The organism is Phocaeicola sp. RTP21359st1_B8_RTP21360_211022 (genome assembly GCF_040911965.1).
Taxonomy (GTDB): Bacteria; Bacteroidota; Bacteroidia; order Bacteroidales; family Bacteroidaceae; genus Phocaeicola; species Phocaeicola vulgatus.
The window spans coordinates 1-26,678 of record NZ_JBDFXP010000032.1; the positions used below are offsets into that span (position 1 = coordinate 1).

General features: G+C 39.5%; 22 protein-coding genes, 1 tRNA gene and 1 pseudogene. 5 read left to right on the top strand and 19 right to left on the bottom strand.

Going from position 1 to position 26,678, the window contains the following annotated elements; all coding sequences use genetic code 11:
* Positions 1-80: 80 nt before the first annotated feature.
* Together AB5062_RS15555 and AB5062_RS15560 are read left to right on the top strand one after the other, a co-directional pair.
* A complete protein-coding gene (locus AB5062_RS15555; protein WP_151850991.1) occupies positions 81-200 on the top strand; it encodes a smalltalk protein in 120 nt (39 codons plus the stop codon).
* Entirely contained in the window at positions 197-709 is a 513-nt protein-coding gene (locus tag AB5062_RS15560) for an N-acetylmuramoyl-L-alanine amidase (RefSeq protein ID WP_008781579.1), read from the top strand. Before AB5062_RS15555 ends, AB5062_RS15560 begins: the two co-directional genes overlap by 4 nt.
* A gap of 340 nt (positions 710-1,049) precedes the next feature.
* Here the strand turns inward: AB5062_RS15560 and AB5062_RS15565 are convergent, their stop codons facing one another.
* The 17 genes and pseudogenes from AB5062_RS15565 to AB5062_RS15645 form a co-directional block, all read right to left on the bottom strand.
* Complete coding sequence (locus tag AB5062_RS15565; protein WP_005852694.1) at positions 1,050-2,195, bottom strand: glycosyltransferase family 1 protein; 1,146 nt, start codon at positions 2,193-2,195, stop codon at positions 1,050-1,052.
* A gap of 35 nt (positions 2,196-2,230) precedes the next feature.
* Complete coding sequence (locus AB5062_RS15570; protein WP_032953388.1) at positions 2,231-3,577, bottom strand: O-antigen ligase; 1,347 nt, start codon at positions 3,575-3,577, stop codon at positions 2,231-2,233.
* 16 nt (positions 3,578-3,593) lie between these two features.
* Positions 3,594-4,721, bottom strand: a complete 1,128-nt coding sequence (locus AB5062_RS15575) for a glycosyltransferase family 1 protein (RefSeq protein ID WP_032953386.1) — start codon at positions 4,719-4,721, stop codon at positions 3,594-3,596.
* Between the two features lie 33 nt (positions 4,722-4,754).
* Positions 4,755-5,738 carry a hypothetical protein gene (locus tag AB5062_RS15580; protein WP_005852701.1) on the bottom strand — a complete coding sequence of 328 codons (984 nt, stop codon included), beginning with the start codon at positions 5,736-5,738 and terminating at the stop codon, positions 4,755-4,757.
* A 109-nt stretch (positions 5,739-5,847) separates the two neighbouring features.
* Positions 5,848-5,958: pseudogene (locus AB5062_RS15585) on the bottom strand (IS66 family transposase); the annotation flags it as partial.
* Between the two features lie 152 nt (positions 5,959-6,110).
* Complete coding sequence (locus tag AB5062_RS15590) at positions 6,111-6,833, bottom strand: SDR family oxidoreductase (protein ID WP_005852703.1); 723 nt, start codon at positions 6,831-6,833, stop codon at positions 6,111-6,113.
* Positions 6,830-8,044: a fatty acid--CoA ligase family protein gene (locus AB5062_RS15595; protein ID WP_008781581.1), complete on the bottom strand. Its 1,215-nt coding sequence runs from the start codon at positions 8,042-8,044 to the stop codon at positions 6,830-6,832. The genes AB5062_RS15590 and AB5062_RS15595 overlap by 4 nt, the downstream gene beginning before the upstream one ends.
* 7 nt (positions 8,045-8,051) lie before the next feature.
* Positions 8,052-8,276 (bottom strand): phosphopantetheine-binding protein, encoded by a 225-nt coding sequence (locus AB5062_RS15600; RefSeq protein WP_005852707.1) that lies wholly within the window; start codon positions 8,274-8,276, stop codon positions 8,052-8,054.
* A gap of 13 nt (positions 8,277-8,289) precedes the next feature.
* Positions 8,290-8,763: a GNAT family N-acetyltransferase gene (locus AB5062_RS15605; RefSeq protein WP_005852709.1), complete on the bottom strand. Its 474-nt coding sequence runs from the start codon at positions 8,761-8,763 to the stop codon at positions 8,290-8,292.
* A gap of 20 nt (positions 8,764-8,783) precedes the next feature.
* Positions 8,784-9,989, bottom strand: a complete 1,206-nt coding sequence (locus AB5062_RS15610) for an acetyl-CoA carboxylase biotin carboxylase subunit family protein (protein ID WP_005852711.1) — start codon at positions 9,987-9,989, stop codon at positions 8,784-8,786.
* Between the two features lie 3 nt (positions 9,990-9,992).
* On the bottom strand, positions 9,993-11,102 hold the full coding sequence (locus AB5062_RS15615) for a DegT/DnrJ/EryC1/StrS aminotransferase family protein (protein ID WP_005852713.1): 1,110 nt from the start codon (positions 11,100-11,102) through the stop codon (positions 9,993-9,995).
* Between the two features lie 17 nt (positions 11,103-11,119).
* Positions 11,120-12,553: a lipopolysaccharide biosynthesis protein gene (locus tag AB5062_RS15620; protein ID WP_005852721.1), complete on the bottom strand. Its 1,434-nt coding sequence runs from the start codon at positions 12,551-12,553 to the stop codon at positions 11,120-11,122.
* Between the two features lie 40 nt (positions 12,554-12,593).
* Positions 12,594-13,427, bottom strand: a complete 834-nt coding sequence (locus AB5062_RS15625; RefSeq protein WP_032945612.1) for a transcriptional regulator — start codon at positions 13,425-13,427, stop codon at positions 12,594-12,596.
* 985 nt (positions 13,428-14,412) lie between these two features.
* Complete coding sequence (locus AB5062_RS15630; protein ID WP_057279441.1) at positions 14,413-16,836, bottom strand: ABC transporter permease; 2,424 nt, start codon at positions 16,834-16,836, stop codon at positions 14,413-14,415.
* On the bottom strand, positions 16,833-17,543 hold the full coding sequence (locus AB5062_RS15635; protein ID WP_074783907.1) for an ABC transporter ATP-binding protein: 711 nt from the start codon (positions 17,541-17,543) through the stop codon (positions 16,833-16,835). The genes AB5062_RS15630 and AB5062_RS15635 overlap by 4 nt, the downstream gene beginning before the upstream one ends.
* Before the next feature lie 15 nt (positions 17,544-17,558).
* The gene (locus tag AB5062_RS15640) at positions 17,559-18,809 is read right to left on the bottom strand and encodes an efflux RND transporter periplasmic adaptor subunit (RefSeq protein ID WP_005842425.1); all 1,251 of its coding nucleotides are present in this window, start codon (positions 18,807-18,809) and stop codon (positions 17,559-17,561) included.
* 5 nt (positions 18,810-18,814) lie between these two features.
* A complete protein-coding gene (locus AB5062_RS15645; protein WP_022508360.1) occupies positions 18,815-20,122 on the bottom strand; it encodes a TolC family protein in 1,308 nt (435 codons plus the stop codon).
* Between the two features lie 331 nt (positions 20,123-20,453).
* Between AB5062_RS15645 and AB5062_RS15650 the strand changes: the two genes are divergently transcribed.
* Entirely contained in the window at positions 20,454-21,785 is a 1,332-nt protein-coding gene (locus tag AB5062_RS15650; RefSeq protein WP_005842422.1) for a sigma-54 dependent transcriptional regulator, read from the top strand.
* 5 nt (positions 21,786-21,790) lie between these two features.
* Positions 21,791-23,113 carry a PAS domain-containing sensor histidine kinase gene (locus tag AB5062_RS15655; RefSeq protein WP_005852734.1) on the top strand — a complete coding sequence of 441 codons (1,323 nt, stop codon included), beginning with the start codon at positions 21,791-21,793 and terminating at the stop codon, positions 23,111-23,113.
* Between the two features lie 126 nt (positions 23,114-23,239).
* Here AB5062_RS15655 and AB5062_RS15660 read toward each other — a convergent pair whose 3' ends face one another.
* A complete protein-coding gene (locus AB5062_RS15660) occupies positions 23,240-24,772 on the bottom strand; it encodes a carbon-nitrogen hydrolase family protein (RefSeq protein WP_005842418.1) in 1,533 nt (510 codons plus the stop codon).
* 205 nt (positions 24,773-24,977) lie between these two features.
* Here AB5062_RS15660 and AB5062_RS15665 point away from each other — a divergent pair, with 205 nt between their 5' ends.
* Positions 24,978-26,480, top strand: a complete 1,503-nt coding sequence (locus AB5062_RS15665) for a glutamine synthetase family protein (RefSeq protein WP_008668273.1) — start codon at positions 24,978-24,980, stop codon at positions 26,478-26,480.
* Between the two features lie 123 nt (positions 26,481-26,603).
* Here the strand turns inward: AB5062_RS15665 and AB5062_RS15670 are convergent.
* Positions 26,604-26,676, bottom strand: a tRNA-Gly gene (locus tag AB5062_RS15670).
* Between the last annotated feature and the right edge of the window lie 2 nt (positions 26,677-26,678).

A 26,678-nucleotide genomic window follows, 5' to 3' on the forward strand; every position in this document is an offset into this window, starting at 1 on the left:
CTATACATAAATCCTAAAATTTTTGTTCGCAGCGAAGATAGAGATTTCAATTATGAGCCAATTTTTGACTGCTTACAATAATGAGCGAAAATAATAAAATCACATGGCAGAAGGTTCTTCAGGCCATCATCCAGGCGGCAATCGCCGCCCTCACCGCACTGGGCATCACCAGCTGCACAACCTTTCCTTTCAGCCTATGATAGAGGAATCCTTCCCCCTGTTCACCGCCGATGAGGAAGTGGCGAGCGAACGAGAACTGCTGAAAAGCGTCGAGGACGGACCGTACATGCAGGAGGTGAAATATATCATCATTCACTGCTCCGCCACCCGCGAGAACCGGGACTTCACCGTAGAGGACCTGTTGCGCTGCCACCGCCAGCGCAAGTTCCGCACCATCGGGTATCATTTCTACATCCGCCGCTCGGGCATCATCACCCAGCACCGCAAGCTGAAGGAAGTGGGCGCGCACTGCCGCCCCTGGAACCGTTGCTCCATCGGCATTTGCTATGAGGGTGGTCTGGATGCGGAAGGCCACCCGGCCGACACGCGCACGCAGGAACAATGTGAGCAGCTGCTGTTGTTGCTGATGAAGCTCAGGAAACTCTTTCCGGACGCGAAGATCCGAGGACACCGGAACATGCCGGGAAGCATTCCGAAGGCGTGCCCTTGTTTTGATGTGGAAAGTGAATATGGATTTCTGGAAAAGTAAATTTATTTTTATTGAAAGGCTAAGGCGGACAAGTGGCGTTCTGTCTTAGCCTTTTGTTCTAATTTCCTACTTGCTTATGTAAGCACTCAATTTAGGGCATCCCCCCCTTAATTAAAGCACCAAATAGTGTCCCCAACCAAGTTTTATTAAAAAACAATTTTTATTTTAACATTAGCCATTGACTAACAAAATTTTATTAAGGATTAAACTCAGATAATCCTTGTAATCATTAAAGTTTTTTTTGAAAGCCAAGATGATACATTGGAGAAATATTAAAAAGATGTATATCAAAGCTATTTCAATGACATAAAAGGCGCAAAATCTATTCTAGTTATTGTTTCTATTCATAATCGTTAAAGTTAGTAATATAATCAATCAGTTCATCCAAATCCTTTTGTTGCTTTTCTAACACTCGTTTATATTGTTCTTGACCTTTACACGAATATTCTTGATATATTTCAGGTTGCATCATCATTAACATTCTATTCATGATTTCCTCCACAGAAAAAGGGTCAAAATAAAGGGCACCCGCTCCACAAATTTCCGCCATGGAGGACAATGGAGAAGCAATAACAGGCACACCATATCTCATCGCTTCGATAGGAGGATAACCAAATCCTTCATTCAAAGATGGATAGACAAAAAGATAAGCATCCGTATAAAGCTGCTCCAAGACATCATCATCCACGTAACCAAGAAACACAAAACGGTCTGGATTTTTCACTCTATATTTAAAAATATTATCTCTTATACCCGTGACTATCATTTTTACATCCTGTGGCAAACGCCCATCAGTTACCAAACGATCAAACGCCATAACAGCTCGTAAATTATTCTTTTCCCAACGATTACCACTCACTGCCAAGAAATAACGAAAAATAGCAGGATTTCGTTCTTTTTTTTCTCCACATGATGTATTAGGGCTATAAAATACACGTATCTTTTCATCTTTCATCTCCGGAAAAAAAGAAAGGATACTATAGCGTGAATGTTCACTAACAGTAATAAGCCGGAACGATGATTGAATATAACGCCGTAAATATTCCCCATGTTTGCGATGACGAAACCATGAATTCAAAAGTTTTTTTATCGTAAATTTCCCCCACTCTTTCAGAGAATGATGATAATGGTAAAAAATAGTATCGTATGGCGTTTCAAATTCACGTAACCCATGTACAGTACCATATACTTCACAACAAGTAAGCTCTGCCAATTCTTGCGGCAAGCAAGAATAAAGCCTAGTATAACCATATTCACTGACAATCTGTTTCACGGACGATCCACATACATCGTGTAAAGGAATTTTCCCTTTTTGACAAGCTGTTTTCACCTTCGGATTGAGCCATTTGGAACTATCATAGAAACAAGCAAATTTTAATTTACGTTCTATCATGCGAAACAAAATAATCTCGCCATAACGCCCACCACCATGCCGTTTACCAGAACTGTTAGGTTGTGTAGCGGAAACATCAAAAAGTAATTTCATTTATTATAAAAAATAGAAAATAAAGATCAGTAAATTTATGAATGACAAATACAATTCCTTTCAATATAAAATCTTTGTTTTCTACCATTTATTATATTATATAAAGTAAGAAAATAAAGAATCACATACAAAGTAAAAAACGAATAAGACACTCCTGTCAAACAGATACTTAAAAGAAAAGGAAGACATAAACTATGAACGCGCCCTTTCTCTCTTTTACTAATACATTTCATTAACAGCCCTTTATACAAAAAAATATAGAAAGTAAAAAAGATCACAACACCAAGAATTCCACTATCTACAAGTTCTTCCAAAACGATACTTTCATACCCCAATAGCCCAGGATGAGTGCTTCCATAATTGCGAACATGTCCCTCACCATAGCCCATCAGCAGTCTATTGTCAATTGCTTGAAACGCATAGGCTAGTTGTTCTGTACGTCCATCTACCGAACTGCCATGTATATCAGCCTTAACAGCCGCCTTGTCATCCCAAAACAACACAATACCTTCCACTGTCGTTCTAACCTTTTTAGGAAGCATTGGATAACAAAAAAACAGTAAAGCCACACCTCCTAAAATAGCTGACACAATATAAGATTTTTTTTTATAATGAACTATATATATAGCCAATACCAAAAGTACCGGAACCAATGCTGACCGAGCCCCACAACACACACACATCCATATCAAGCCAATAATCATCAACCAATATATAAATAGCAGACAACGAGATTTAAACTGATAAATAGCATAAGACAAGAGCAATAATGAAACCTGTCCCAATTGTAATGGATGAATAAAGGTGCTGGATATTCTTCCTGAAATCAAGCCACGGCTTTCTTCTTGAAAGACATTTGACATATCAACATTATCCGTCAATAAGCTAATGTAAGCAATATACGGGTTGAAAGACGTGAAATAATTGAATAATCCATAAATTATAATGATAAAAGCACAAACAATTAATGTTATATCTATTACTTTTATGGTTTTATCATTCAACCTTATATAACATAAAGCATAAGCAATCATTGTATATTCTATAGAAAACAACAGCATATTCTTCAAATACTCTCCAATAGAAATATCACCAGATGATGCTACCAACGCACTAATAAGGATATAAATCCAATATCCCTTTACCACCTTTCGAATTCCTCTAAACTGTACTCTTTGATGTCTGCGAGTAAGAAATAAAAGACCACAGAAAATGAATATAGCCAAGTTAAACACATTTAAATTCACACCGACATCAAACTTCAGAATACCCGGTATAAGAAGCATTATAACTATCACAGCAGATAATGAATATCCTTTATTAATGAAAAAAGATATTACCTCTACTAAAAATATCAAAATGATAATATTAAAAATATCCATATATGTTAGGACTCAACTATAAAAGTAAAGACTTTGTATAGAAATCCACATATTTAGAGGCTGTTTCGTCCCAAGAAAAAGACGGCAGTAAATTGTTAGACATTTTTTTAAAAAGTTCCATATTAAACAAATTCTTTTCAAAATATTTCATGACATCTACCATCTCATCAACATTGTCTTCGCCCACATAAAGTGCAACATCTCTACCAATTTCTTGCAAACAACTATTACGGCAAGTCATAACAGGGGTCCCGCAAGCAAAAGATTCTAAAATAGGGAAACCAAATCCTTCAGAACGAGAAGGATACATTGTTAAAGTTGCACCATTATATAAAGAACGTAGATATTCATCTGATACATATTTAAGGAAAACAATTTTAAGATCAGATATTTCCTTCGCATACGTCTGCAATATGTCTTGAGGGGGATTACTCCACACTAAAACCAATTTATGCTTAGGATTTATTTGTAAAAATAGTTGAAAAGCCTTCAATAATATTCGAATATTTTTTCTTGGGTGCGCACATGATATAGAAACAAAATAAGGCCCATCTATTCCTAATAAATGAAGATTCCTCTTTGTTATATTTTTATCTTCAATATAAAATTTATCTGTTGATGCTCCCCAATAAACAACCGAAACCACCTCAGGACATATATTTAACTTGCTAACTATTTCTGACTTTGAATATTGTGAGCAAGTCATTATGGCTTTTGCTCTAGAAGCCATTTTCTGCCATTTTTTAGCTGTCTTTATATCGTTATTAGCTATTGCTCTGTCATAAGCTATAACATCATGTAGTGTTACTATATAACTTTCCTTAGAATGCACTTCATCTAAATTATGTGGAATATGAAGCAAATCATAATTCACAAATTTAGACCTAATAAATGGTTCTATTCTTGTCAATTCGCACCCTATTTTCTCAGGAATAGGAAAGGAGAAATGCTTAAATGGCAAATTATGAAAATCAAAGCCTACACTACTTAACCCACTTGCATATATTTCTATATCAAAAGGTAAATTTGATATTTTAGCTAAAGATTTTAGCAACATCAATGTTGATCTACCAACTCCTGCATTATATCCTCTCCATGAGGGAGCAGTTATACCAGATGCTTTTATTAATATTTTTTTTTTCATCACAATTTATAATTCTAGTTTTATAACACAATACTACTTTTTTAGAATAAGTTTTACAAAAGCTTTGTTTGTGCGAATAAAAAAATCAAAACTTGATGATTTTTCAATGCCCTCAAGTATATACATATGTTTATTTTCATTATAATATTCAAGCCCAGTACCAACATATTGAAAATCAAAACTTTCGTCTATTACTTGCAAAGTATGCTTTTGAGCAATATCTCCCCATTTTGATATTTTACAACTCAACCCACTATTATCCCATCCCTCATTTCTAACTGTAGAAATACGAGGCATTATGACATCAAGATTTTCTAGTGTCAAATATAATCCTATCATCCAATCTGGAAAACAAATTGGTTTATGACTACTTCCATTAGAAATGAATACAGATCTTTTAAACCAACCACATTCCCACACTTTTTTCCATTTCTGGAAACTATACAGACATTTTCTCAAATACTCTCTTGTCATATTATGAGTCATCTGCTCATATCTATCCTTCCATATTCCATATCCCCAAGCAGAAAAGTCGATATTTTGCCTAAAGAATGTATTCTCTTTGAATTTTACATTGTAAAAATGGCGATATCCATTAATGGCAAATACAGATTTATCATTCTTAAATTTTTCTAGTCCTTTATTTATGTATACCAAAAAATTGGGGCTGAATACATTATCATCTTCTGAGAAAATCCAACGATCATAATACGTACTCACATACTTTATCAATGCTGATATATTATTATTTTCACCCTTAACTCCATAGTTATACTCTCTCTCAAAGACTACAATTTTTTTAAAACAAAATCTTTCTTCACACAAAAATCTCTTTATTTTCATCCAACCATCCCTATGTTCTTCTTTTGCGGGATAATCAAGTCCAATATACACATCTGTTTTATCCGCCCATGTGCATTTATTAAGAGATTCCATTAATCTTTTAAAATGATCATATCTACATAATGTAGGTATAATTACAGGAGCAAGATTGTTCACTATTATATTCTCTTTCATTAATTATTAATATTGTAAACACTGTAAGCACTCAATTTAGGGCATCCCCCTTCGAAAGGGCACTTTTCAGTGCCCTAAACCGAGTTTTGTTAATTAATTAGTTTTGAATTTAACATTGGCTGGCAGCCAAAGTGATTTTGTCAGGAACCATGTTAACATAATCCCTGCACCCGTTAAAGATATTTTTGAAAAAAGTTCCGATGAAGTTCCAGATTAGAGTTTCGTTCCTTGTGAAACGATGTTGATTCTGCAACCGATGAAGATTCGGAACAGGTAGACGTGAAAGTTGGCAACAATACATTCATTATCAAATAATTACATACTATATATATTATTTTCTAACATAAAATATTAACTAAACCAAGTAACAAACTAAATTGTTCCATTATCCACCCTGACCTCAACTCCTGTAATACTACAAGCACCATCAGACAGTAGAAATGCTACAGTTTCTGCCACTGAACGGACCGAAGTCGCAGCCTTCATCGAAGTGCGTTTATAAATACGATTCTTCTGCTCTTCGGTAAGTGTTGCACTCATAGCCGTTTCCATAAAACCGGGAACCACCACATTACTGCGTATTCCCAACTCCCCCCACTCTCTCGCCGTATCCTTGGAGAAAGCTTCAAGTGCACCTTTACTGGATGCATACATGGCCAGCCCTTTATAGCCGGTATGTGCTGAGATAGAGGAAATATGAACAATACTTCCTTTGGTATGATGAAGCAGCATATTACGTAAAACGTATTTGGTTATCATCATCGGAGTAAAAACATTGACCGAATACATGGATTGCAATCTGTCCAGTTTCAAGTTCGTAACAATATCATCATAAGCCATTGCGGCATTGTTGACATAACCATGAAGCTGAATCCTATTATTTACAAAGTCCTTGAACACATTTCTGTGCACATTCTCACTATCACCCAAGTCTATACTTTTAAAGAAAAGTTTATTGTCAAACTCTGACTCCAGCTTTTTAAACTCATCCGTATAAGAACGGGCTACACCATATACGGTATGTCCTTGCTCCAATAGTACCCTACATATTTCAAGGCCTACTCCACGCGAACATCCTGTCACTAAATAGTTCATAATCTTTTTAATTTTCCGGTTCTTGTTAAAGCAAAAGACTCTACAAACTTTATCCTACGGGGAATCTTGAAATCCTGCAATTTATTCTTGAGTTGACAACGGATATCCAACTCTTTCAACAGAACACCTTCCTCCAACTGGATATCAGCACAAAGCACATTACCCAAAACAGAGTTGGACTTCCCATAGACCAATGACTGACGGATACCGTCAATGGCATTAATGACAACCTCCACTTCTCCGGGATTGACTTTATACCCCCCTACATTTATCAGTTCATTCTTGCGGCTTTTAAACCTAAAGATACCCTCCTGCTGGTCCACCCATTCTATCAAATCATTTGAATGGTAATAATCTCCATCAAAACTAAAACTTTCCGACCGTCCCAGCAATGAACGGTGAATAAGCAATTCATCATCCACAACCATAAATTTATCCCGTATAGAAACAGGTATCTGGAAACAATCACCCTTTGCCGCAAACAAAGACCCCGCCTCTGTAGAAGCGTATATATTATTTATCTTAGCTAGAGGAAATATGTCATGTATAACATCAAAAAGATGCCGGTCACTTTTCTCCCCCCCAAAAGTAATCCGCTGTACAGAAGAATATTCTTTTTCAAAGGGTAATAACAGTCTGTAGAAAGTAGGAGTAGCTGAAATGTGAGTCACAGAATACTTCTCTATCAGGCTATAGACCTCATTTCGGGCAAGACCAAACACATTTACCAAAGTATTCTGGTTTTCAAAGGCTTGAAAGAACACTTGCAGTCCTGCCATGTGTGTAGGATTATAGGCATAGGCCCAAACCTGCCATTGATACCTTTCGGCACAACGTACCGAACGGGTAAGTCCCTGCACACTATGAATGACCTTTTTGGGCTGTCCGGTTGTTCCCGAAGTAAATATCGTAATTTCAGAAGCGGATTGCTGTAAAGCCTTAACCACCTCATCCATTGATGAGAATTTTTGTGTCCGGAGTTTCTCTATGACATTAATCTTTTCTTCATTTATCCCACCCAGTTCGGACAGACTCAGGTCGGAATCAAGCAATACCAAAGGCTTATTATTGACCAATGCTTTTATCAAGTTGGAAAAATACTTGAAAAGATCATGCGTCTTTAATAAAGGAACATAGTCGTCCATACATACAGCCTTTAAAAGGTCCGCATAGCTATATGACTGCTCTCCATTGTATAAAAACATAGTCATACCGTTTTTATTTTTCCAACTTTGCAAGAACTTCTCCAATAGTGTTCACAAGACCATCCTCAAAAATGTCAATATCAAACTCATCCTCAATGCGGACTGTCAGTTCTGCAAGATCAAATGAGGTCAAGTCCAAATCATTACGCAGATCATCCGATGCTTTTAATGTAAGAACTGTCGTCAAGTCTTTACTTGCACGAATTTGATTAATTATTTCTAATACCTTTTCTTTCATAATTTTGTTTGCTTTAAAATGATATTCTTAAACCATATTCATATTCCTCTGAGTTTGGATATTTTCCTTCCGAAACCTTTATAAATCCAAGACGAAGGTAAAAATCATACATTACTTTATTAGAAGCTCTCATTTTTAGTGAATATCCGGAACTACCCAACTCTTTGCTGTATCTGACAGCTTTTATTATCAACTTAGCTCCTATCCCATAATTAGCATATTTTTCCTTTACAACTAAAAATGTTGCAAAAGAATCTAACGGAGCTACATTTACATAAACAGCATTACAGGCTATTAATTTACCTGCATCATCCATATCCCGCACAATAAACAAAGTTGCGTACTGATACATTTTCTCTGCATACTCTATCAATGAAACGCGTGTACTTAATCGGGGAACGAACAATAGTTCTGTATCTTTTACAAAACTAACAAACTCGTCCTTGTTTATTTCTTTCGATAATAAAATACTATATACTAATTTCATACATATTCTTCATTTTATAATTAATCTACAGAAATATGCAACCATTCCCCCTGTTTCTCCAATGCTTCTTTTAATTGCTCCTGTGAATTAAATTTCATAATCAATGTTCCTATTGCATTATTAGCACCTTCAAAAAAATGAACTGCATCTCCTTTCATTACCCATAAATCCTCTTCTATCACATAAGAGCGCATAGATTTACTGATATACAAGCTTTCAAACAAACCGTCCTTATCTGAATGAAGAATAATCTCCGCCCAATGCCCCATGTATGGCTTCTGCTCTATACCATCGACAGAATCTCCAACAGCAGCGCGCACACCAGCCGTAATCATATCCACTCCGGTAGAATAACGAACCATCTCAGACAGGCGATTACCTCCTCCACGAGGGGACACTTCCATAATATAAGTCTTGCCATTGACACCTACACGGGTCTCAATATTATAAACGGCAGTCTTCATGTGAAGAAGGGTAAGAAGACGCTGGAGTTCAGAACGGAGTTCGGACTCTTGCTGCATATTCATGGTCGAAGGCCATGAATATGCAGCAGGGACGAAAGTCCCTGCTGCATTTTCATCGAAACGCTGGGCAGAGAATGAAACAAACTGAAGCACCCCGTTCACAGAAAAGCTGTCACTGTCTGACGAACAGCCTTGTTTTTCGATAAACTCCTCCACTATAATATTTCCTTTGATAGAGTGCTTGAAAGCATATTCCAAAGCCTCCTTTAAATCCTCCTCCTTGTCCACCCGGGTCACTCCTTTGCTACCGGCAGAATCTGTAGGTTTTACAATCAAAGGGTAAGAAAACTTGTCTGTATCAGCCAAAGCATCTTCCAGCGAAGAAAAACCAAAAGCCCAAGGCACATTAAAACCGTTCTCTGACAAAAAAGTCCTAAATTTATCCTTATTCTGTAATATTTCAACCGATTCGAAAGGTCCAAATGAAGGAATACCCATCTGGGTTTGAACATACGATGCCGATACAACACCAGGATCCACTCCAAAAGAAAGAATACCGTCTATTTCCTTCTCACGGGCCACCTTCAATACTGCTTCTTTGTCTATAATGCTGACATTGACATACTCATCACTATATCTATGAGCAATATTGTCAGGCAGATAATCAGCCGTAATCACATAATAACCTTGCTCGTGAGCCGCCTCTATCACAGGAAGGAGATAACGGATACCTCCAAGGAGCATTAATTTTTTCTGCCTCATATCCTATTTTACAATTAAATCCAATGTACGTTGAATCTCCTCTTCTCCCAGCGCATGATGCATCGGCAGGCAAATCACACAGTCAGCCATCTTATGTGCGTTAGGAAGATTTTCCGGTCCGGCACTCTGTAATCCTTTATAGGTAGAGAAAGTACTTATCAACGGATAGAAATACCTGCGTCCCAACACATTCTGTTTTTTCATCCTGCAATAAAGTTCATCACGAGTCATACCATATTTCTCTGCATCTATAAAAATGGGGAAGTATGAATAGTTGTGCTTCACGTCCGGCATATCGTCAAAGAATGTGACACCATCCACCCCACGCAACACTTCACGGTACTTTATGGCAACCTGATGACGTGCAGCAATGGCAGCATCCACCTGTTTCAAATTCAGCAATCCGTATGCGGCACGCACTTCATCCATTTTGCTGTTTATACCCGGAGCAACCACGGTCACCTCATCGGCAAAGCCAAAATTCTTCAAATAGTCTATACGTTTCTTGGTCTGTTCATCGTGCATGACCAAAGCACCACCCTCTATCGTATTATAAACCTTGGTGGCATGGAAACTGAGCGTGGACATATCCCCCGCATTCAGAATGCTTTCACCGTTTACTTCCACACCAAACGCATGGGCCGCGTCATAAATGACTTTCAAGCCATACTTATCGGCTATCTCCTGAATACGCACGGTATCACAGGGCTTTCCATATACATGAACCGGCATAATGGCCGTCGTTCTGGGTGTAATGGCAGCCTCTATCTTATCCGGATCCATATTACCTGTAGACGGGTCGATATCCACGAAGACCGGAGTAATACCATTCCACCAAAGGGCATGGGTGGTAGCCACAAAACTATAAGGGGTGGTTATCACCTCTCCCGTTATTCTCAAAGCCTGCAAAGCTGTTATCAATGGCAGTGTTCCATTGGTGAAAAGACTGATAAAAGGTACTTTCAGATAAGCAGCCAGTTCCTTTTCCAGTTGCTTATGAAAAGAACCGTTGTTTGTTATCCACTTGCTCGCCCAAATTTCCTTGAGCATTGCGTGAAAATCGTCAAGGTCCGGCAGTAACGGAGACGTTACTGTTATCAAACTTTTATCCATATCAATTTTTTTTTAATTTATCTTTTTGAGAACAATGAGGACAGTTCCTGTAGTTCCTGAAAACGAAGAATCCTTGTTACAGCCAGATAAAACCCACTGCCCAAAATGATACCACCCAGCAACTGGGCATACAGATTCTCAGTCATCCACTGAAGGGAAAGCACAAGGACAAACATCAGCAAGGAAACCACTAGAGTGGGAAACAAATCGCGCATCTGCATGATAAAACCGACTTGTATCAGCTTTCCTGTATAAAAGGTATTGATTACCAGGCAAAGAAGGGAGCTTACCACTCCCCCAAAGCACATGGTTTTCAGACCTAGAGGAATGGTCAGGCAAAGGATGCTGACTCCTATCGCCTTCTTGATAATTTCCAACCGGAGGAAAAGATCGGAACGCCCCTGTACCTGTAACAGGTTCAGATTGATGGCATGAATGGGATACCACATCATCGAGAAACAGATGATTTGAAGCAGAACCGCACAGAATATCCATTTCTCACCCAACACAATTCGGATAAACGGAAAGGAAACCGCTGCAAGTCCTGTCATAAGAGGAAAGACCACATAAGCGGACAACTTGAGAAATTTACGATACACTCCCCGTAATCTGTCAATATCATTTTGTATGCTGCAAAGCACGGGATAAGTCACACGTTGCAGTATCCCTGTAATATTGGAAGAGGGGAAAACAGAGAATTGTTGGGCCCGTGTATAATGTCCCAAATCACCGGCGGAAAAGACCTTGCCTATGACAATGGGATAAATATTGTTGTAAGTGGTATCCAGCAGACCGGACGCCAACAGTTTGGAGCCAAAGGAGAACAATTCCCTGAAAGATTTCCAGGAATAGGTTCTCATGGGCTTCCATTTTGAAAAGATCCATAATAACAAGGTGTTTATCCCCAGATTGACCAGTTGCTGGCATACCAATGCCCATACGCCAAATCCTGTATAAGCCAATATGATACCTGCCATACCGGAGATAACAGCAGCAATCAATGATGCCTTTGCCTGGGTCTTGAAATCTATCCTGACTGTCAGTAGTGCACGCTGGACTACAGCCAGTGAGTTAAAGATTATACCCAGGCATACCACTCTCATCACTAAAGAAAGTTCGGGAAGTCCATAAAAATCCGCCACCCAAGGCGCGGAAATATAGAATAACAGATAAAGCGCAAGACCGACAGCTATATTGAAATAAAACACAGTAGAATTATCTACTTCTGTCCGGTTTTGTTTACGTATCAAGGCCTGGGAAAATCCACTGTCTATCAATGATTGGGAAACAGCCAAGAATATGGTCAGCATTCCGACAAGGCCGTAATCCTCCGGAGTTAGCAGTCTGGCCATGATAATCATGATCACAAACTGAATACCTTGCACAGAAAAGCGTTCTATCGAACTCCAGAGAATCCCCTTGGTCGCTACTTGTTTTAAGGAATTGGACATATTATTGTCATTCAGTTAAATAGGGAATATAATATGTATCCTAGTCCACTTTCTCAAACGGAAAAGCGTGAAGATAACTCACAGCCACCGTCATATTCCCAAAAGCAAATACCAGCCGAGTATTGCGGTGCAAACGCATAATGCACCCCTCCTTCCCTCGGAAAACACCACCGGTAATGCGAATTCGTTGTTTCTTCTGAAGATAATCCTCCAAAGGACGGTTCATCAACTCGATATTATAAGGCATGGATTCGTACAAATAGATAAATTCCTCCATCTGACGTTGAGGGATGACCGCCGCACGGTGCGTGTTATAGTCCGTCACCAAATACTGGCGAGGAAACATAGCAGACAAAATAAGTTCCAACTGATCCAAAGGAGCGCAGACAAACAGCCAGCCGTTGCCTTCGATTTCTTTCTCGTCCGTCAAAGCATTCAATTTCCGGGTGGAACCGGTGGCAAAGGCTTCTTTCACTACCCGGGCGGAATCACGACGGGCAGTATATTCCTCCTTAGTATAGGCGCATTGCTCGAAGCGTTTCCTGTGGTCCGTCGAAGTATAGGAAAATACCTTGAAACAAAAGTATCTTTCTTCTGCTTCACCTGATGGCTTACGAAGTTTTACGGACTTCCTGCCACTAAAAACGCCGATATAGCGCTTCAATTCTTTGTTAGGCAGATACAGATAATACCAATTGAGTTCAGGATGTTCCTTCCCTATTCCCGCCAATGGCGTGACTCCCTTATTTGACCCCTGGTCTGAGACGGAAGCGATTGAACTGCAGAGCAGTAACTTAGGCGCTTCGCTCGCTATGTTTTGATTATTATAAGAGAGTGCTTCGGTTGCAAGCTCCATAGGACTTTTTATTTCCATCAAAACATCATAATTAAATTATTCTTCTAAAAAATGAGGCTCAAATAAGCCATCAATTTTCGTTTTTTTGTTGGGGTTCTCTTAGTAAGAGAACCCCAAGTTTACTTAAATGCCTGATAGAGTGTCCTATAGTTATAACCTTTCATATTATTTTTGCAAACAATTGTCATTTATAAGCATACTTTGGAATACTTTTTTAATGCGGAATTTTCTGTATTAAGGAATTATAGCTATCTTTGCAGCAAAATGGGGTTCTCTTACTAAGAGAACTCCATTTTTTATTAAAGGCTTAAAAAGGGAAAAATCTTATTTTCAACACATTATATTATTTATACAATCAGAATCAATTTTCCTCTCACAATAATTATGGGAACTAAAAATGCTCAAAAAGAAAGAGGCTTCCGTTTCCGGTCGCCTCTCTTTTCTTTTCGGATAAACGCTTTTATCCGTAAGTGTACTGACTTTCACAAGCAAATACTAACTATTAATCTTAAATCTATTACTATGAAAAACACATTATATTAACATTTGAATCGCGTAGATTGTTCAACAAAATGAGATTAAAAGAGTGTTAAATATATAACAAAGGGAGGTCCAATTGTTTTTTTAATGCAAGAAAAACGATTAAGTCTGATAAAAGTAAAAGAAACGGAAATACAAAAGATGTATCGTGATTTCACATAATCGTGACATAAGTAAAATACAATATAAATTATACAAAAACACACTACAAAAGAGAAAGGATGCCACCAAGGCACCCTTTCTCATCGCTCATTTGTAACTATAGAGAGTTAGACTCTCCTTAAAAACGCTGTAAAATTAATAAAATAATTTTAGACGCAAAATTAGTTTTGTAGAAAAATTCAAAAGGTTTTCAAAGTTTATCAGTATTGATCTGCCATAATGAACTGGTACGATAATTTATATTGGTTTTAAATGATATTCCTTGTAAATGAATTACTAACCACGGATATCTTATATTCCATTATTCATATTTCAATGACCGAGCGGGTTTACTATAAACAACCTTTATGGTTTGTCCTGCTACAGTCAGAAAAGAAATCAACAACATCAAGACCACAGGAAGCAGAAAGAACCACACTTTCAATTCTGTTCGGAACGGATAATGAGCCAACCATGCATTCATGCTGCCCCATGCCACAGGCAACGCAATCAGAATAGCGATAATAATAGGAATAAAGAAACCTTTACCCAACTGATAAAACAGATTCCAACGAGATGCCCCCAATACTTTCCGGATACCCATCTCCTTGGTACGGACGGCACAAGAGAACATAACCAACACCCATAAACCTAAGCAGGAGATAAAAATAGCCAATCCGGTAAAACCTCCCATCAATACGCCGAAAGCCTCATCCTGACGGTACTGCCGGTCATAGAACTGGTCGAGGAAGAAATAATCAAAACTGGAATCCGCAAAATAATTATTCCATATTTCTCCTATCTGTGATACTAATTCCGAAGGATCACCCGGTTTCATCACAACCGAAATATAACGCTGAGGAATCCAGTCAATCTTATCTTTATGGAAAAGCATTACCCCTGTATAACCTTTATTCAACGCTTGCTGATGATAATCCTTCACTACCCCGATTACCTGCATGGGCTCTCCTAGCGTTTCAACAGCTATTTCCTCACCAATGGCATTATCATTATCCACATATCCTAACATACGGGCAGCCGTTTCGTTGATAACCAATTTATTCACATCGTCCCCATATTCCTCGGAAAAACCCCGTCCGGCTACCACCTCCAGTCCGTATGCATCTATATAGTCAGGGTCACAACTCAGCATCTCGTACAACCGGTTTTGCTTCAACGCATCATGTGCCCGATGATTGGACAGGAACATGGCCACCTCTTCACCCGGTACCGCCCCGGAACAAGTTACTTTCGACGCCAATGGCAATTTCTTGATAGCTCTCCGCATAGACTCCATCTTTGTTTTCATACCCTCAGTAGGCCCGGGAAACTTGATTACCAAAATCTGGTCAGTCTTTACTCCCAAAGACTGCCGACGCATATAGCTGAGTTGTGCAAACACAATTAATGTACTACAAAGCAATATCATGGATGCCGTATATTGTACTATGACCAATATTTTACGTGTATTTTCTCCGGAACGGCTATTTTGGAATTTACCTTTCAGTAAAACAATCGGCTTCTTACGCAACAATGCGCGGGCAGGATAGTAACCGGAAATATAAATACCGACTATAAAAAGCAATAGAACCCCGCCCCCCCAATATTCCGTAAACCATACAGAGAAAGTAATAGTACGTCCTACCAACTGATTGAAGGAAGGAAGTAATAGTTCGATCAATCCTAACGCAATGATAAAAGCGATCAAATTCATTACAAATGCTTCAAATAGAAACTGACCAACAAGCTGTTTCGGGAAAGCTCCCACTACCCTGCGCACTCCTACCTCTTTGGCACGCTCCATAGAACGGGCAACTGTCAGATTTATATAATTGATCCAAGCAATAATCAAAATAGCAATAGCTCCGAAAATCAACGCGATGATGGCCGAATGGTTTCCTTTCAACTCGGCCTCATAACCTAATTGAGGATTGAGATGAATCTTCTCCAATGGCTCCAACCGCACCCCCCAAGTCTTGTTTTTCAATGCCTCTTCAGTTTTATACTTCTCGGCCAATTGAGGAAAAGTACGTTCTATCTCTTCTTTGCGCTCGGGCGAATCCAGCAATACATATGTATAGGCTTCATGTTTGTACCAATATTCCTGTACCCATTTAGGTAAGGTGGCATATGATAAAAGAAAATTATAATGTATATGCGAATTAGAAGGCATTTCTTTCATGACTCCAGTTACCTCACAAGACACCTTCCCCATATTGCTGTTAAAAATAAGTATCTTCCCGACAGGGTCTTCATCTCTGAAATATTTGCGGGCAATCCGTTCCGTAATCACTACCTGACATGGCATGGAAAGACAAGAAGCGCGGTCACCTTTCAACAATTCAAAATCAAACAAACGGAAAAAGCCAGGATCAGCGTATGCTATCCCATTCTCGCGCAGACATAATTCGCCATATTTTACCAATTGCTCCGGTTGGATAATACATCCTACACGAGTATAATCCTCAATTCCCGCCAGATTTTCCTGCATGGCCGAACCATATCCGAATGAACTGGTCGCCCAATCATCCGTCAGAACTTCCCCCTCATGAAAAGTACTTTGCACACGATAAATCCGTTCACTCTTACTATGCATTTTGTCAAAACTAAATTCAAAAGCAACGTAAGTAAATATCAATAAAGCTGATGCCATGCCTACAGCCAAGCCAAAGATATTGATGAAGCTGAAACCTTTCCTCTTCATCAGATTACGCCAAACGCTATTCCAATAATTTTGTATAATCATAAAATTTCAATTTTGCTGTCAGATTCCATAGGGCGGTTACGATTCTCGGCAATAATTTTACCATCCAGCAAACGGATTATACGATGTGCATAAGCAGCATCACGCTGTGAATGGGTAACAATGATGATGGTGGTCCCCTGTTTGTTCAGTGTACTAAGCAGTTCCATAACCTCCACCCCATTGGTAGAGTCCAAATTACCTGTCGGCTCATCCGCCAGCAAAAGCCTGGCATTGGTAACTACGGCACGGGCTATGGCCACACGTTGCTGCTGTCCACCTGATAACTGTTGTGGCAGATGATTGGCGCGATGCAGCATATTCACTTTTTCAAGCACTTCTTTTACCTGCCTGTTACGTTCTGTCGGCTTTATATTAAGATACACCAATGGGAGTTCAACATTCTCATATACAGTCAGTTCATCAATCAAATTAAAGCTTTGGAAGATGAAACCGATATTTCCTTTTCGGAGAGCGGTCAGTTGGTTTTCATTCATTTTATCCACTCGCTTTCCTTCAAAGAGATAGGAGCCCGAAGTAGGGGTATCTAATGTTCCAAGTATATTCAACAAGGTAGATTTTCCACAACCGGACGGCCCCATGATAGCGACAAATTCTCCCTTTTCAATTTCGAAAGTTACTTCATTCAATGCTTTGGTCTGCACTTCCTCGGTGCTGAACAACATAGAGAGGTTTTCTACTTTAATCATTCTTACGTGTGTTTTTTATTCGTTTAAAATCAGTTTCTCATTATCTCCAAACAGCTCGTAACCGGAAATAATAACTTTCTCACCGGAAGCCAGCCCGTCAGTCACTTCATAAAACTGAGGATTCTGCCTGCCAATCTTGATAGGACGTCTGACGGCAAATTTACCACTTTCATCCACAACATATATCCATCGTCCTCCGGTAATTTGAAAAAAACCTCCCCGAGGAATCAGAACAGCTTTGACAGGATCCCCCAACTGAAGATTGATATGATAAGTTTGTCCCGCCCGAATGTTTTCGGGACGCCCTGTCGTGAAACGGAAATCTGTACGAAACTGCCCGTCTTTCACTTCAGGATACACTTTGGTTACTTCCAACTTATAATTTTCTCCATCACGGGTAAAGTCAGCGGGAAGCTCTTGGACGACACGCTCCACATAATGCTCGTCAATTAATGCCTGTACCTTCAGATCAGCAGTAATAATCTGACCGATATGTTCCCCGGCAGAAATGGATTGCCCGATTTGTGCTTCAAGATTACCCACTTGCCCGTCTATAGGAGCTTTCACTTTCAGGTTTTCAAGACGTTCTCGTACCAATGCCAAACTTCGTTTCATATTCATTATATTCTCGTCCAAACTGCTTATCTGAGTCAAACGAAACAAACTATCTTGACGGATCCGCTCATCCAATACCGACAATTGTTCTTTTACCGCTTCATATTCCTCCGTAGCTTGGAGATAGTCCTCCCTCGCTATCAATTGCCCCTCCATCAGCCGCTTGTATTGTCCGTAACGACGTTTCTTTATAATGAATTCTTTCTGAATACCGATACGATCCTGCTTCAGACTCAACCGTTCCTGCTCCATACTTATACGAGTATTACGCAACTCATTTTCCTGATAGGCCAGATCTGCTTCACTTTGCATGATACCGATATTCAGCAGAGGATTACTCAGGCGCAGAATCACATCCCCTTTCTTTACCATCGCTCCTTCTTCATGAAGGCGTTCCTCCACTCTTCCGCCTTCTATAGCATCGAGGTAAATCATGCGGCTGGGAAGTACTTGTCCAATCACACGGACATAATCATTAAACTCATTTTCTGTAACTGTAGCGATAGTGATACGGCTCTTGTCAATGGTCATGGAAGAACCGGTATCACGAAAAATAAAATAAAAAACGAATACCAATATGAATAATACTCCCGCACCTCCATAAATCCGCCTGGGAGTGAAACGCTTTTTACGTTCAATTAGTGTGTCCATATTTTTTAATGGTTAATAAAACTTCCTGTCCGATAATACATAGTTAGTCGCGATGTCAGTTCGTACTGCAAACGCACTCTTATTTTTTCCGCTTTAGCGACAAGCAGGCGATTTCGTGCTTCCATCAACTGAAACACGGAAACAAGCCCTTCCTCCCACTTCCGTTCCGTTTCTTTCAGCACTTGCGTTTCTGCTTTTACCTGCAGGGAAGCCTGTCGATGCTCTTCCCATCCCGAATGTAATGAAAGTACAATTCGTTCCGTTTCATTACGTAAATGTAACTTCTCTTCCTCTATGCTGTTCCGCACCCGTTGCAAGTTTAATTTCTTCTTCCTTATTCCGGCATTCCGATCTAATCCGCTAAGAATAGGGAATGAAATACCTACTCCTATATATTTATTCCAATGGTCACGCAATTGATGTAACGAGAACAAGGAATTATAAAAATCAGATCCCCATGAGAAACGGGCGAAGATAGTCGGGCTGAACTGTCCAAGGGTCACAGCATACTCCTTACGGGCAGCGCGTTCCCACATTTCCATCCGTTTATAATCCGGCAGTACGTGTACGGACCGTAAATAGACTTCTTCTACCTCTACTTGAGGCATTAACAAGAGCGTATCCTCACTGACTGATAAAGAAACAGACAAAACATCGCCCTCTTTCATACCCAGTATTTCCTTTAAATAAAGAAAGGACATCTGACGATTTTTTTCATACATACGCTCTCTGAACACATCTCCTTGATGACGCGCTTTTACTTCCTGCAAGTCCGAAAGCGATTTCAACCCCAGTTCTACAAAAGCTTCCGTCTGTTTCAGATAACGTTCTCCCAAACGAAGCTGTTCAGCTGCCAGTTCTGAAAGCTTTTTATCCAATACCGCTTTATAATAAGCCTCAGCTACCCGATAAGCCAAATCATTTTTCTTTGCCAGATGATCCCACTCCTTCTCTTTTTTAGTCCAATGCGTATATCGCAAACGATTGATCCGGGCAAATCCTTCGAATAAAGAAAGAGTTATATCCATTCCTATAGTTCCTTGATTATATGAATCGGCTGTATATCCATTAGTATCCGGATCGACAGAACGTCCGATATGCCTGCCCACTTCCGCCTGTACTGAAACATAAGGAAGAAATTTACCCATAGCAGCCACATAGTCTGTTCGTGCTTCCTTTACGTCTATTTGGACATTCTTGAAACCAGGATTATGTTTCCAAGCATAACGTATGCAATCGTCCAGTGTACTTTGCCCACATACAGGCAAAGACAGACCGGACAACAAACACACAATTATCAAGTTATTTCTCATTGCATTTTAATTTAAACACAGAATAGGAAGCAAACGATATGCCAAGAAGATCAGAACATTAATAATCAACCAGTTACAAAATAAAATATAAATTAGCTGTCCAAATTTTAGACGGTATAACGTCCAAATTATAAACACTATAAAACCAGAACGAACCAAGGAAGATATTGGAACGCTGACAACACGGACTGAAGACACATTCCAATGTCAAGTCACCGTTATGATAAATAAAAGCATTACAGAAAATAATAAAAAACGTCCAATAATTGGACGCCTCATTTGCAGAAACAATCAAAAGCAGATACCTTTAGCCTCTGAAAGCAAAAATGAGATGGAAAAAGGAACGATTTTAATAGTAGATGATAATAAAGGAGTATTGGCCTCACTGGAATTATTACTGGAAACGGAGTTCAGCGAAATAAAGACAGCCCATCATCCGAATCAAATCATATCTATCATAAATACCTCTCCGATAGATGTGATTATTCTTGATATGAATTTCTCGGCAGGAATCAATAACGGCAACGAAGGGTTATATTGGCTGAAACGAATCCGTGAGATAGCTCCTGCACTACCCGTAGTCATGCTTACAGCATACGGGGATGTAGAACTGGCAGTAAAGGCTTTAAAGAATGATGCAACTGATTTTTTGTTGAAACCTTGGGATAACCGGACCTTAGTGCGCAAAATAAAAGATGCTTTTGGAAGCGGTAAGAAAAGGAAAAACAGAATCCCCGATAGAAACAAATCACCGATGATTGTGGGAACATCCCCTGCCATGCAGCAGTTAATGAAGATAGTAGTGAAAGTGGCACGCACAGATGCCAATATATTGATTACCGGAGAAAACGGAACAGGAAAAGAAATGCTGGCACAGGAAATACACCGGCTTTCCACACGAAAGGAACATTCTATGGTAACGGTAGATATGGGAGCAATCAGTGAATCTTTATTCGAAAGTGAACTGTTCGGGCATGAGCGCGGTTCTTTTACCGATGCCTACGAGAGCCGGCCGGGAAAGTTTGAAGCGGCATCCGGCAGTTCCCTGTTTATGGATGAAATAGGAAATCTCCCTTTAGCCATGCAGGCAAAGTTGCTCACCGTATTACAAAACCGAAAAATTACACGCATCGGCAGTAATAAAGTAATCCCAGTGGATATCCGGCTGCTTTCAGCTACCAACAAGAATATTCAGGATATGGTGGATTCCGGGACTTTCCGTGAGGATTTATTGTACAGACTGAATACTATTCATCTGGAAATCCCGCCTTTACGCGAACGGAGGGAAGATATACATTTGTTCATTGATTATTTTATGCAGCGCTATGCTGCTAAATACGAAAAAAAAGAAATCTTCCTGCATGAACATGCTTTAGAGAAATTATGTTCTTATCATTGGCCGGGAAATATCCGGGAATTGCAACATACCATCGAGAAAGCAGTTATTTTATGTGAAGGAGATGTAATCCGTTCCAAAGACATTTTCGTAAAACAAACCTGGAGTCCACAATTCTCCACTACCGTTCCTAATCTGGAAGAAGTAGAACGCCAGGCCATAGAAACAGCCATCCGTCAAAACGATGGAAATCTGACAGCAACAGCCGAACAGTTAGGCATCAGTCGCCAGACACTTTACAATAAAATAAAACGCTTTAAGCTCTGATGACCATGGTATTCAGCAAACATCTATATATGGTTATCCTAAGCTACATCTTATTAATAATTGCTGTAGCCGGAGCTGGTATCGCACTTATTATTACACATACCGCCCTTATTCTAGGCTGTCTTTTCTTGATTATTTCACTTTTTTTTATCAGAGCTTTGGTAAAACAATTGAATAAATTCAATGCCAAAATAAGAATATTCTTGGATGCGATGGAAGATAAAGAGAGCATGATACTGTTCAACGAGCAATCGGCAGATAAAGAAATGAATGCACTTAGCCATTCACTAAACCGAATCAATGAATTGCTTGCCACAACGAAATCGCAAAGCCGGGTACAAGAGAACTTTTATCACTCTTTACTGGAAGAAGTACCAAATGGAGTGCTAGCGTGGAACTCCGAAAAAAGAGTTCTGTTTGTAAATGGTGCAGCCTTACGTTTGCTGGGAGTTGAGTCAATCATATTCCTCCGCCAATTGGAAGAGCAATATCCGATCTTGAAAGATTTCATAACCCATGGAAATGTGGAAAATTCCTTTCTTTTACAATCTAACTCAAAAAAACAACTGTCACTATCCATGAACCGGATGAAACTAAATTCAGAAACGATTACCCTGTTGGCTATCAAAGATATCAGTAATGAACTGAACGAGAAAGAAAGTGAGTCATGGAACAAACTTACCCGGGTGCTTACTCATGAAATTATGAATACCATTGCTCCTATTGTTTCTCTGTCTCAAACACTTTCATTGCGCCCCGGTACGGACGAGAAAGTAATACGAGGACTTGGAGTGATTCGTGAACAAAGCGAAAGACTGATGGAATTCACAGAATCATATCGACGCTTATCGTATATGCCGGAACCGAAAAAGAAGCGATTCTCACTGACCAATTCATTGCACAATCTAGGTCTGTTACTACAATCTGATTTTGAAAATGCTCATATCCATTTCATTCTGCGTAGCACCCCCTCTGATATATATATTGAGGGCGATGAGAAGCAACTCTCTCAAGTTTTTTTAAATCTGCTGAAAAACAGTATGCAATCATTGGAAGGAAAAACAGACGGACAAATAGAAGTAACACTGGAAGTAACAAACAAACTTTATATAAGACTACTTGACAATGGACGGGGAATCCCTATGGAATTGCAAGAAAAAATATTCGTTCCTTTCTTTACCACAAAAACAGAAGGAACTGGTATCGGGCTTAGTCTGTGCCGGCAGATTATAAAAAGACATGGGGGCAATTTCTATTTACAGGAAAGCAGACAAGGAAAAACTATATTTGTTATAGAATGGCCCGTAGCTTCTTTTATTTTGAAATAACAAAGTTCATTACAGGATCACTCTGATTAACACAGGTTATTCTTAAAAGTAAGGCGGAAATATAAAATAATAACCACTTATCTATAAACCAGCGTTAACCTGAGTAATCCGTAATGAAACATTTTTTTATTTCTTTATCTTCAGTTCATAAAGGTCATGCCTGCGGTCACGCAAATTGCGCACACTGCCATACGTATGCAATTCATTCAACAGATTCAGATCAACATCCGAAACTAAAATCATTTCGGTATTCGGAGTCGCCTCGGCCCGTTTGCCATCAGTTGGGAAAGCGAAATCACACGGAGTAAACACTCCAGACTGTGCATACTGAATATCCATATTGTGCACACGCGGCAAATTTCCCACACTACCGGCTATAACGACAAAACATTCATTCTCGATTGCCCGTGCCTGAGCACAAACACGTACACGGGAATAGCCGTTCTGAGTATCGGTGAGGAATGGAACAAACAGAATCTGCATTCCCTGATCGGCCATGATACGAGAAAGCTCGGGAAATTCCACATCATAACAAATCAAGATACCAATTTTAGCACAATCCGTATCAAAAGTCTGCACCATCTTACCGCCCGAGAGGCCCCAACTCTTTATCTCATCGGGAGTGACATGTACCTTTTCATACATTTCGTATGAGCCGTCACGCCGTACTAAAAAACCAACATTATAAAGCCCTCCGTCCTCTTTTACGTATGGCATACTACCCGTAATGATATTAATATTATAACTGATAGCCAAATTGATAAAACGGTCGCGAACCTCTTCGGTATATTGTGCCAAACCACGAATGCTCTGGGCTTCTCCCAAATGATTGAACTTGGCCATCAACGGCGCATTGAAATATTCTGGAAAAAGAACAAAATCACTCTTATAATCAGAAACGGCATCTACGAAAAACTCAACCTGCTCAAATACATCATCCAATGTTTTATAAGGGCGCATCTGCCATTGCACTAACCCTACACGTACAGTGGTTTTCTTATCCACATAATCCTGCGTAGGCTCCTGATAATAAATATTATCCCATTGCAACAAAGTGGCACAATGCTTGGATTCTTCGTCATTGGGAAGATAATTCTTCATGACACGACGCACATGAAAATCATTGGAAAGCTGAAATGTCAATACCGGATCATAAATCTCACGGGAACGCACCTTATCCAAATATTCCTTAGGACGCATCGTATCCGCATACTTATAATAATTAGGAATACGACCACCGAACATGATCGCTTTCAGATTCAGTTTCTCGCATAATTCTTTCCGGTACTCATACATACGGCGTGCCAAACGCAAACCGCGATAATCCGGATGGATAAACACCTCGATACCATACAAAATATTCCCTTCCGGATTATGCGTACAGAAAGTTTCATTACCAGTTACTTTGGCATAGGTATGATCTCCCTTTACCATATCATAGTCTACAATAATAGAAAGAGCACATCCCACTATCTTATCGTCTACCACCGTTACTACTTGCCCTTCCGGAAAAATCCGGATAAGCGTTTCTATTTGCTCGTGTGTCCAAAACACATCCTTATCCGCATACACCCGCTTGAATGATTGTGATAATTGGATGTAATCTTCGATCTGTAAATTCCGGACCTCTACTTTATTAATTTTATGCATCGGTTCCATAATGATTCTCTTATTTATATTTTAAAACAGCGGTGCAAAGGTAGGACAAATTATAAAACGATGTTCTCCCAAACAGAAAAAGATAAAGAGAATATCACTCAGTATGAAAGAAAATATCTATGAACTTTTCATAGGATTTTCAGAAAACTTTTTGTTATCTTTGGAAAGTTAACCAAATAACAAACAAAAAACAACCAATTTTGCTATGAATAAAGAATTAATAATGAACCCCAACCAATTGGTGGCATTTCTAGAAAAACCTTGTGCAGAGTTTACCAAAGAAGACATAAAACGATACATTCAACAGAATGGCATCCGTATGGTCAACTTTATGTATCCCGCCGGAGACGGACGACTGAAGACATTGAATTTCGTTATCAACAACCAAGCATATCTAGATGCTATCTTGACTTGTGGAGAACGTGTGGACGGTTCCAGCCTGTTTCCATTCATTGAGGCGGGCAGCAGTGATCTGTATGTAATTCCTCGATTCCGGACGGCTTTTTTGGACCCGTTTGCCGAGATACCTACACTTTCCATGCTTTGCTCTTTCTTTAACAAGGATGGAGAGCCATTGGAAAGTTCCCCCGAACATACCTTACACAAAGCATGCAAGGCATTCAATGAAGTAACCGGCATGGAATTTCAGGCTATGGGGGAATTAGAGTACTATGTAATTGCTCCGGATACAAATATGTTCGAGGCTACAGATCAGAAAGGCTATCATGAATCAGCACCATATGCCAAGTTCAATGATTTCCGTACCCAGTGCATGGCCTACATTGCACAAGCAGGCGGACAAATAAAATATGGACATTCCGAAGTAGGTAATTTTACCTTGAATGGCATGATATATGAACAGAATGAAATAGAATTCCTGCCTGTCAATGCCGAAGATGCGGCAGACCAATTGATGATCGCCAAATGGATTATACGTAATCTGGCCTATAAACATGGTTATAACATTACTTTCGCACCTAAAATAACTACAGGAAAAGCTGGTTCCGGATTGCATATCCACATGCGTATCATGAAAGATGGACAAAACCAGATGTTGAAAGAAGGTGTTTTATCAGAAACAGCACGCAAAGCTATTGCTGGCATGATGGAACTTGCTCCATCCATCACCGCATTCGGTAATACCAATCCTACTTCTTATTTCCGCCTGGTTCCCCATCAGGAAGCGCCAACTAATATTTGCTGGGGTGACCGCAACCGTTCAGTATTGGTACGAGTACCTCTAGGATGGGCAGCTAAAACAGACATGTGCATGACTGCCAATCCACTGGAAACAGAAAGCCATTATGATACCACACAAAAACAGACAGTGGAAATGCGGTCACCGGACGGTTCGGCCGATCTCTACCAACTGATAGCAGGATTAGCTGTAGCCTGTCGCCATGGATTTGAAATAGAAAATGCACTGGACATTGCAGAAAAAACTTACGTAAACGTCAATATCCATCAGAAAGAAAATGCAGACAAACTGAAGGCATTAGCCCAGCTTCCCGATAGCTGTGCAGCTTCCGCAACCTGTTTGCAACAACAGCGCGAAATATTCCAAAAACATAATGTGTTCAGCCCCACTATGATTGATGGAATCATCAGCAAATTAACCAGTTATAACGATCTGACCTTACGTAGCGACTTAAAAGATAATCCGGAAGGGATGTTGGCATTGGTCAATAAATATTTCCATTGCGGATAATTTGACTAAAACAGCGGGAGGAGGGTATATCAATATTTTGATTTGACCTTCTTCCGTTTTCTAACATTTACACCATGATAAATAAAAAAGATCAATGTACTTCTACACTGATCTTTTCTCTTGAGCGGAAAACGAGACTCGAACTCGCGACCCTAACCTTGGCAAGGTTATGCTCTACCAACTGAGCTATTTCCGCAA

Bases quoted from the DNA above. Each gene is read 5' to 3' on its own strand.
- AB5062_RS15595 (WP_008781581.1), bottom strand. From the start codon at position 8,044: ATGACTATGTTTTTATACAATGGAGAGCAGTCATATAGCTATGCGGAC.
- AB5062_RS15560 (WP_008781579.1), top strand. From the start codon at position 197: ATGATAGAGGAATCCTTCCCCCTGTTCACCGCCGATGAGGAAGTGGCG.
- AB5062_RS15610 (WP_005852711.1), bottom strand. From the start codon at position 9,989: ATGAGGCAGAAAAAATTAATGCTCCTTGGAGGTATCCGTTATCTCCTT.
- AB5062_RS15625 (WP_032945612.1), bottom strand. From the start codon at position 13,427: ATGGAAATAAAAAGTCCTATGGAGCTTGCAACCGAAGCACTCTCTTAT.
- AB5062_RS15630 (WP_057279441.1), bottom strand. From the start codon at position 16,836: ATGATTATACAAAATTATTGGAATAGCGTTTGGCGTAATCTGATGAAG.
- AB5062_RS15575 (WP_032953386.1), bottom strand. From the start codon at position 4,721: ATGAAAAAAAAAATATTAATAAAAGCATCTGGTATAACTGCTCCCTCA.
- AB5062_RS15570 (WP_032953388.1), bottom strand. From the start codon at position 3,577: ATGGATATTTTTAATATTATCATTTTGATATTTTTAGTAGAGGTAATA.
- AB5062_RS15635 (WP_074783907.1), bottom strand. From the start codon at position 17,543: ATGATTAAAGTAGAAAACCTCTCTATGTTGTTCAGCACCGAGGAAGTG.
- AB5062_RS15665 (WP_008668273.1), top strand. From the start codon at position 24,978: ATGAATAAAGAATTAATAATGAACCCCAACCAATTGGTGGCATTTCTA.
- AB5062_RS15555 (WP_151850991.1), top strand. From the start codon at position 81: ATGAGCGAAAATAATAAAATCACATGGCAGAAGGTTCTTCAGGCCATC.
- AB5062_RS15615 (WP_005852713.1), bottom strand. From the start codon at position 11,102: ATGGATAAAAGTTTGATAACAGTAACGTCTCCGTTACTGCCGGACCTT.
- AB5062_RS15600 (WP_005852707.1), bottom strand. From the start codon at position 8,276: ATGAAAGAAAAGGTATTAGAAATAATTAATCAAATTCGTGCAAGTAAA.
- AB5062_RS15565 (WP_005852694.1), bottom strand. From the start codon at position 2,195: ATGAAATTACTTTTTGATGTTTCCGCTACACAACCTAACAGTTCTGGT.
- AB5062_RS15605 (WP_005852709.1), bottom strand. From the start codon at position 8,763: ATGAAATTAGTATATAGTATTTTATTATCGAAAGAAATAAACAAGGAC.
- AB5062_RS15590 (WP_005852703.1), bottom strand. From the start codon at position 6,833: ATGAACTATTTAGTGACAGGATGTTCGCGTGGAGTAGGCCTTGAAATA.
- AB5062_RS15620 (WP_005852721.1), bottom strand. From the start codon at position 12,553: ATGTCCAATTCCTTAAAACAAGTAGCGACCAAGGGGATTCTCTGGAGT.
- AB5062_RS15580 (WP_005852701.1), bottom strand. From the start codon at position 5,738: ATGAAAGAGAATATAATAGTGAACAATCTTGCTCCTGTAATTATACCT.
- AB5062_RS15655 (WP_005852734.1), top strand. From the start codon at position 21,791: ATGGTATTCAGCAAACATCTATATATGGTTATCCTAAGCTACATCTTA.
- AB5062_RS15645 (WP_022508360.1), bottom strand. From the start codon at position 20,122: ATGAGAAATAACTTGATAATTGTGTGTTTGTTGTCCGGTCTGTCTTTG.
- AB5062_RS15640 (WP_005842425.1), bottom strand. From the start codon at position 18,809: ATGGACACACTAATTGAACGTAAAAAGCGTTTCACTCCCAGGCGGATT.
- AB5062_RS15660 (WP_005842418.1), bottom strand. From the start codon at position 24,772: ATGGAACCGATGCATAAAATTAATAAAGTAGAGGTCCGGAATTTACAG.
- AB5062_RS15650 (WP_005842422.1), top strand. From the start codon at position 20,454: ATGGAAAAAGGAACGATTTTAATAGTAGATGATAATAAAGGAGTATTG.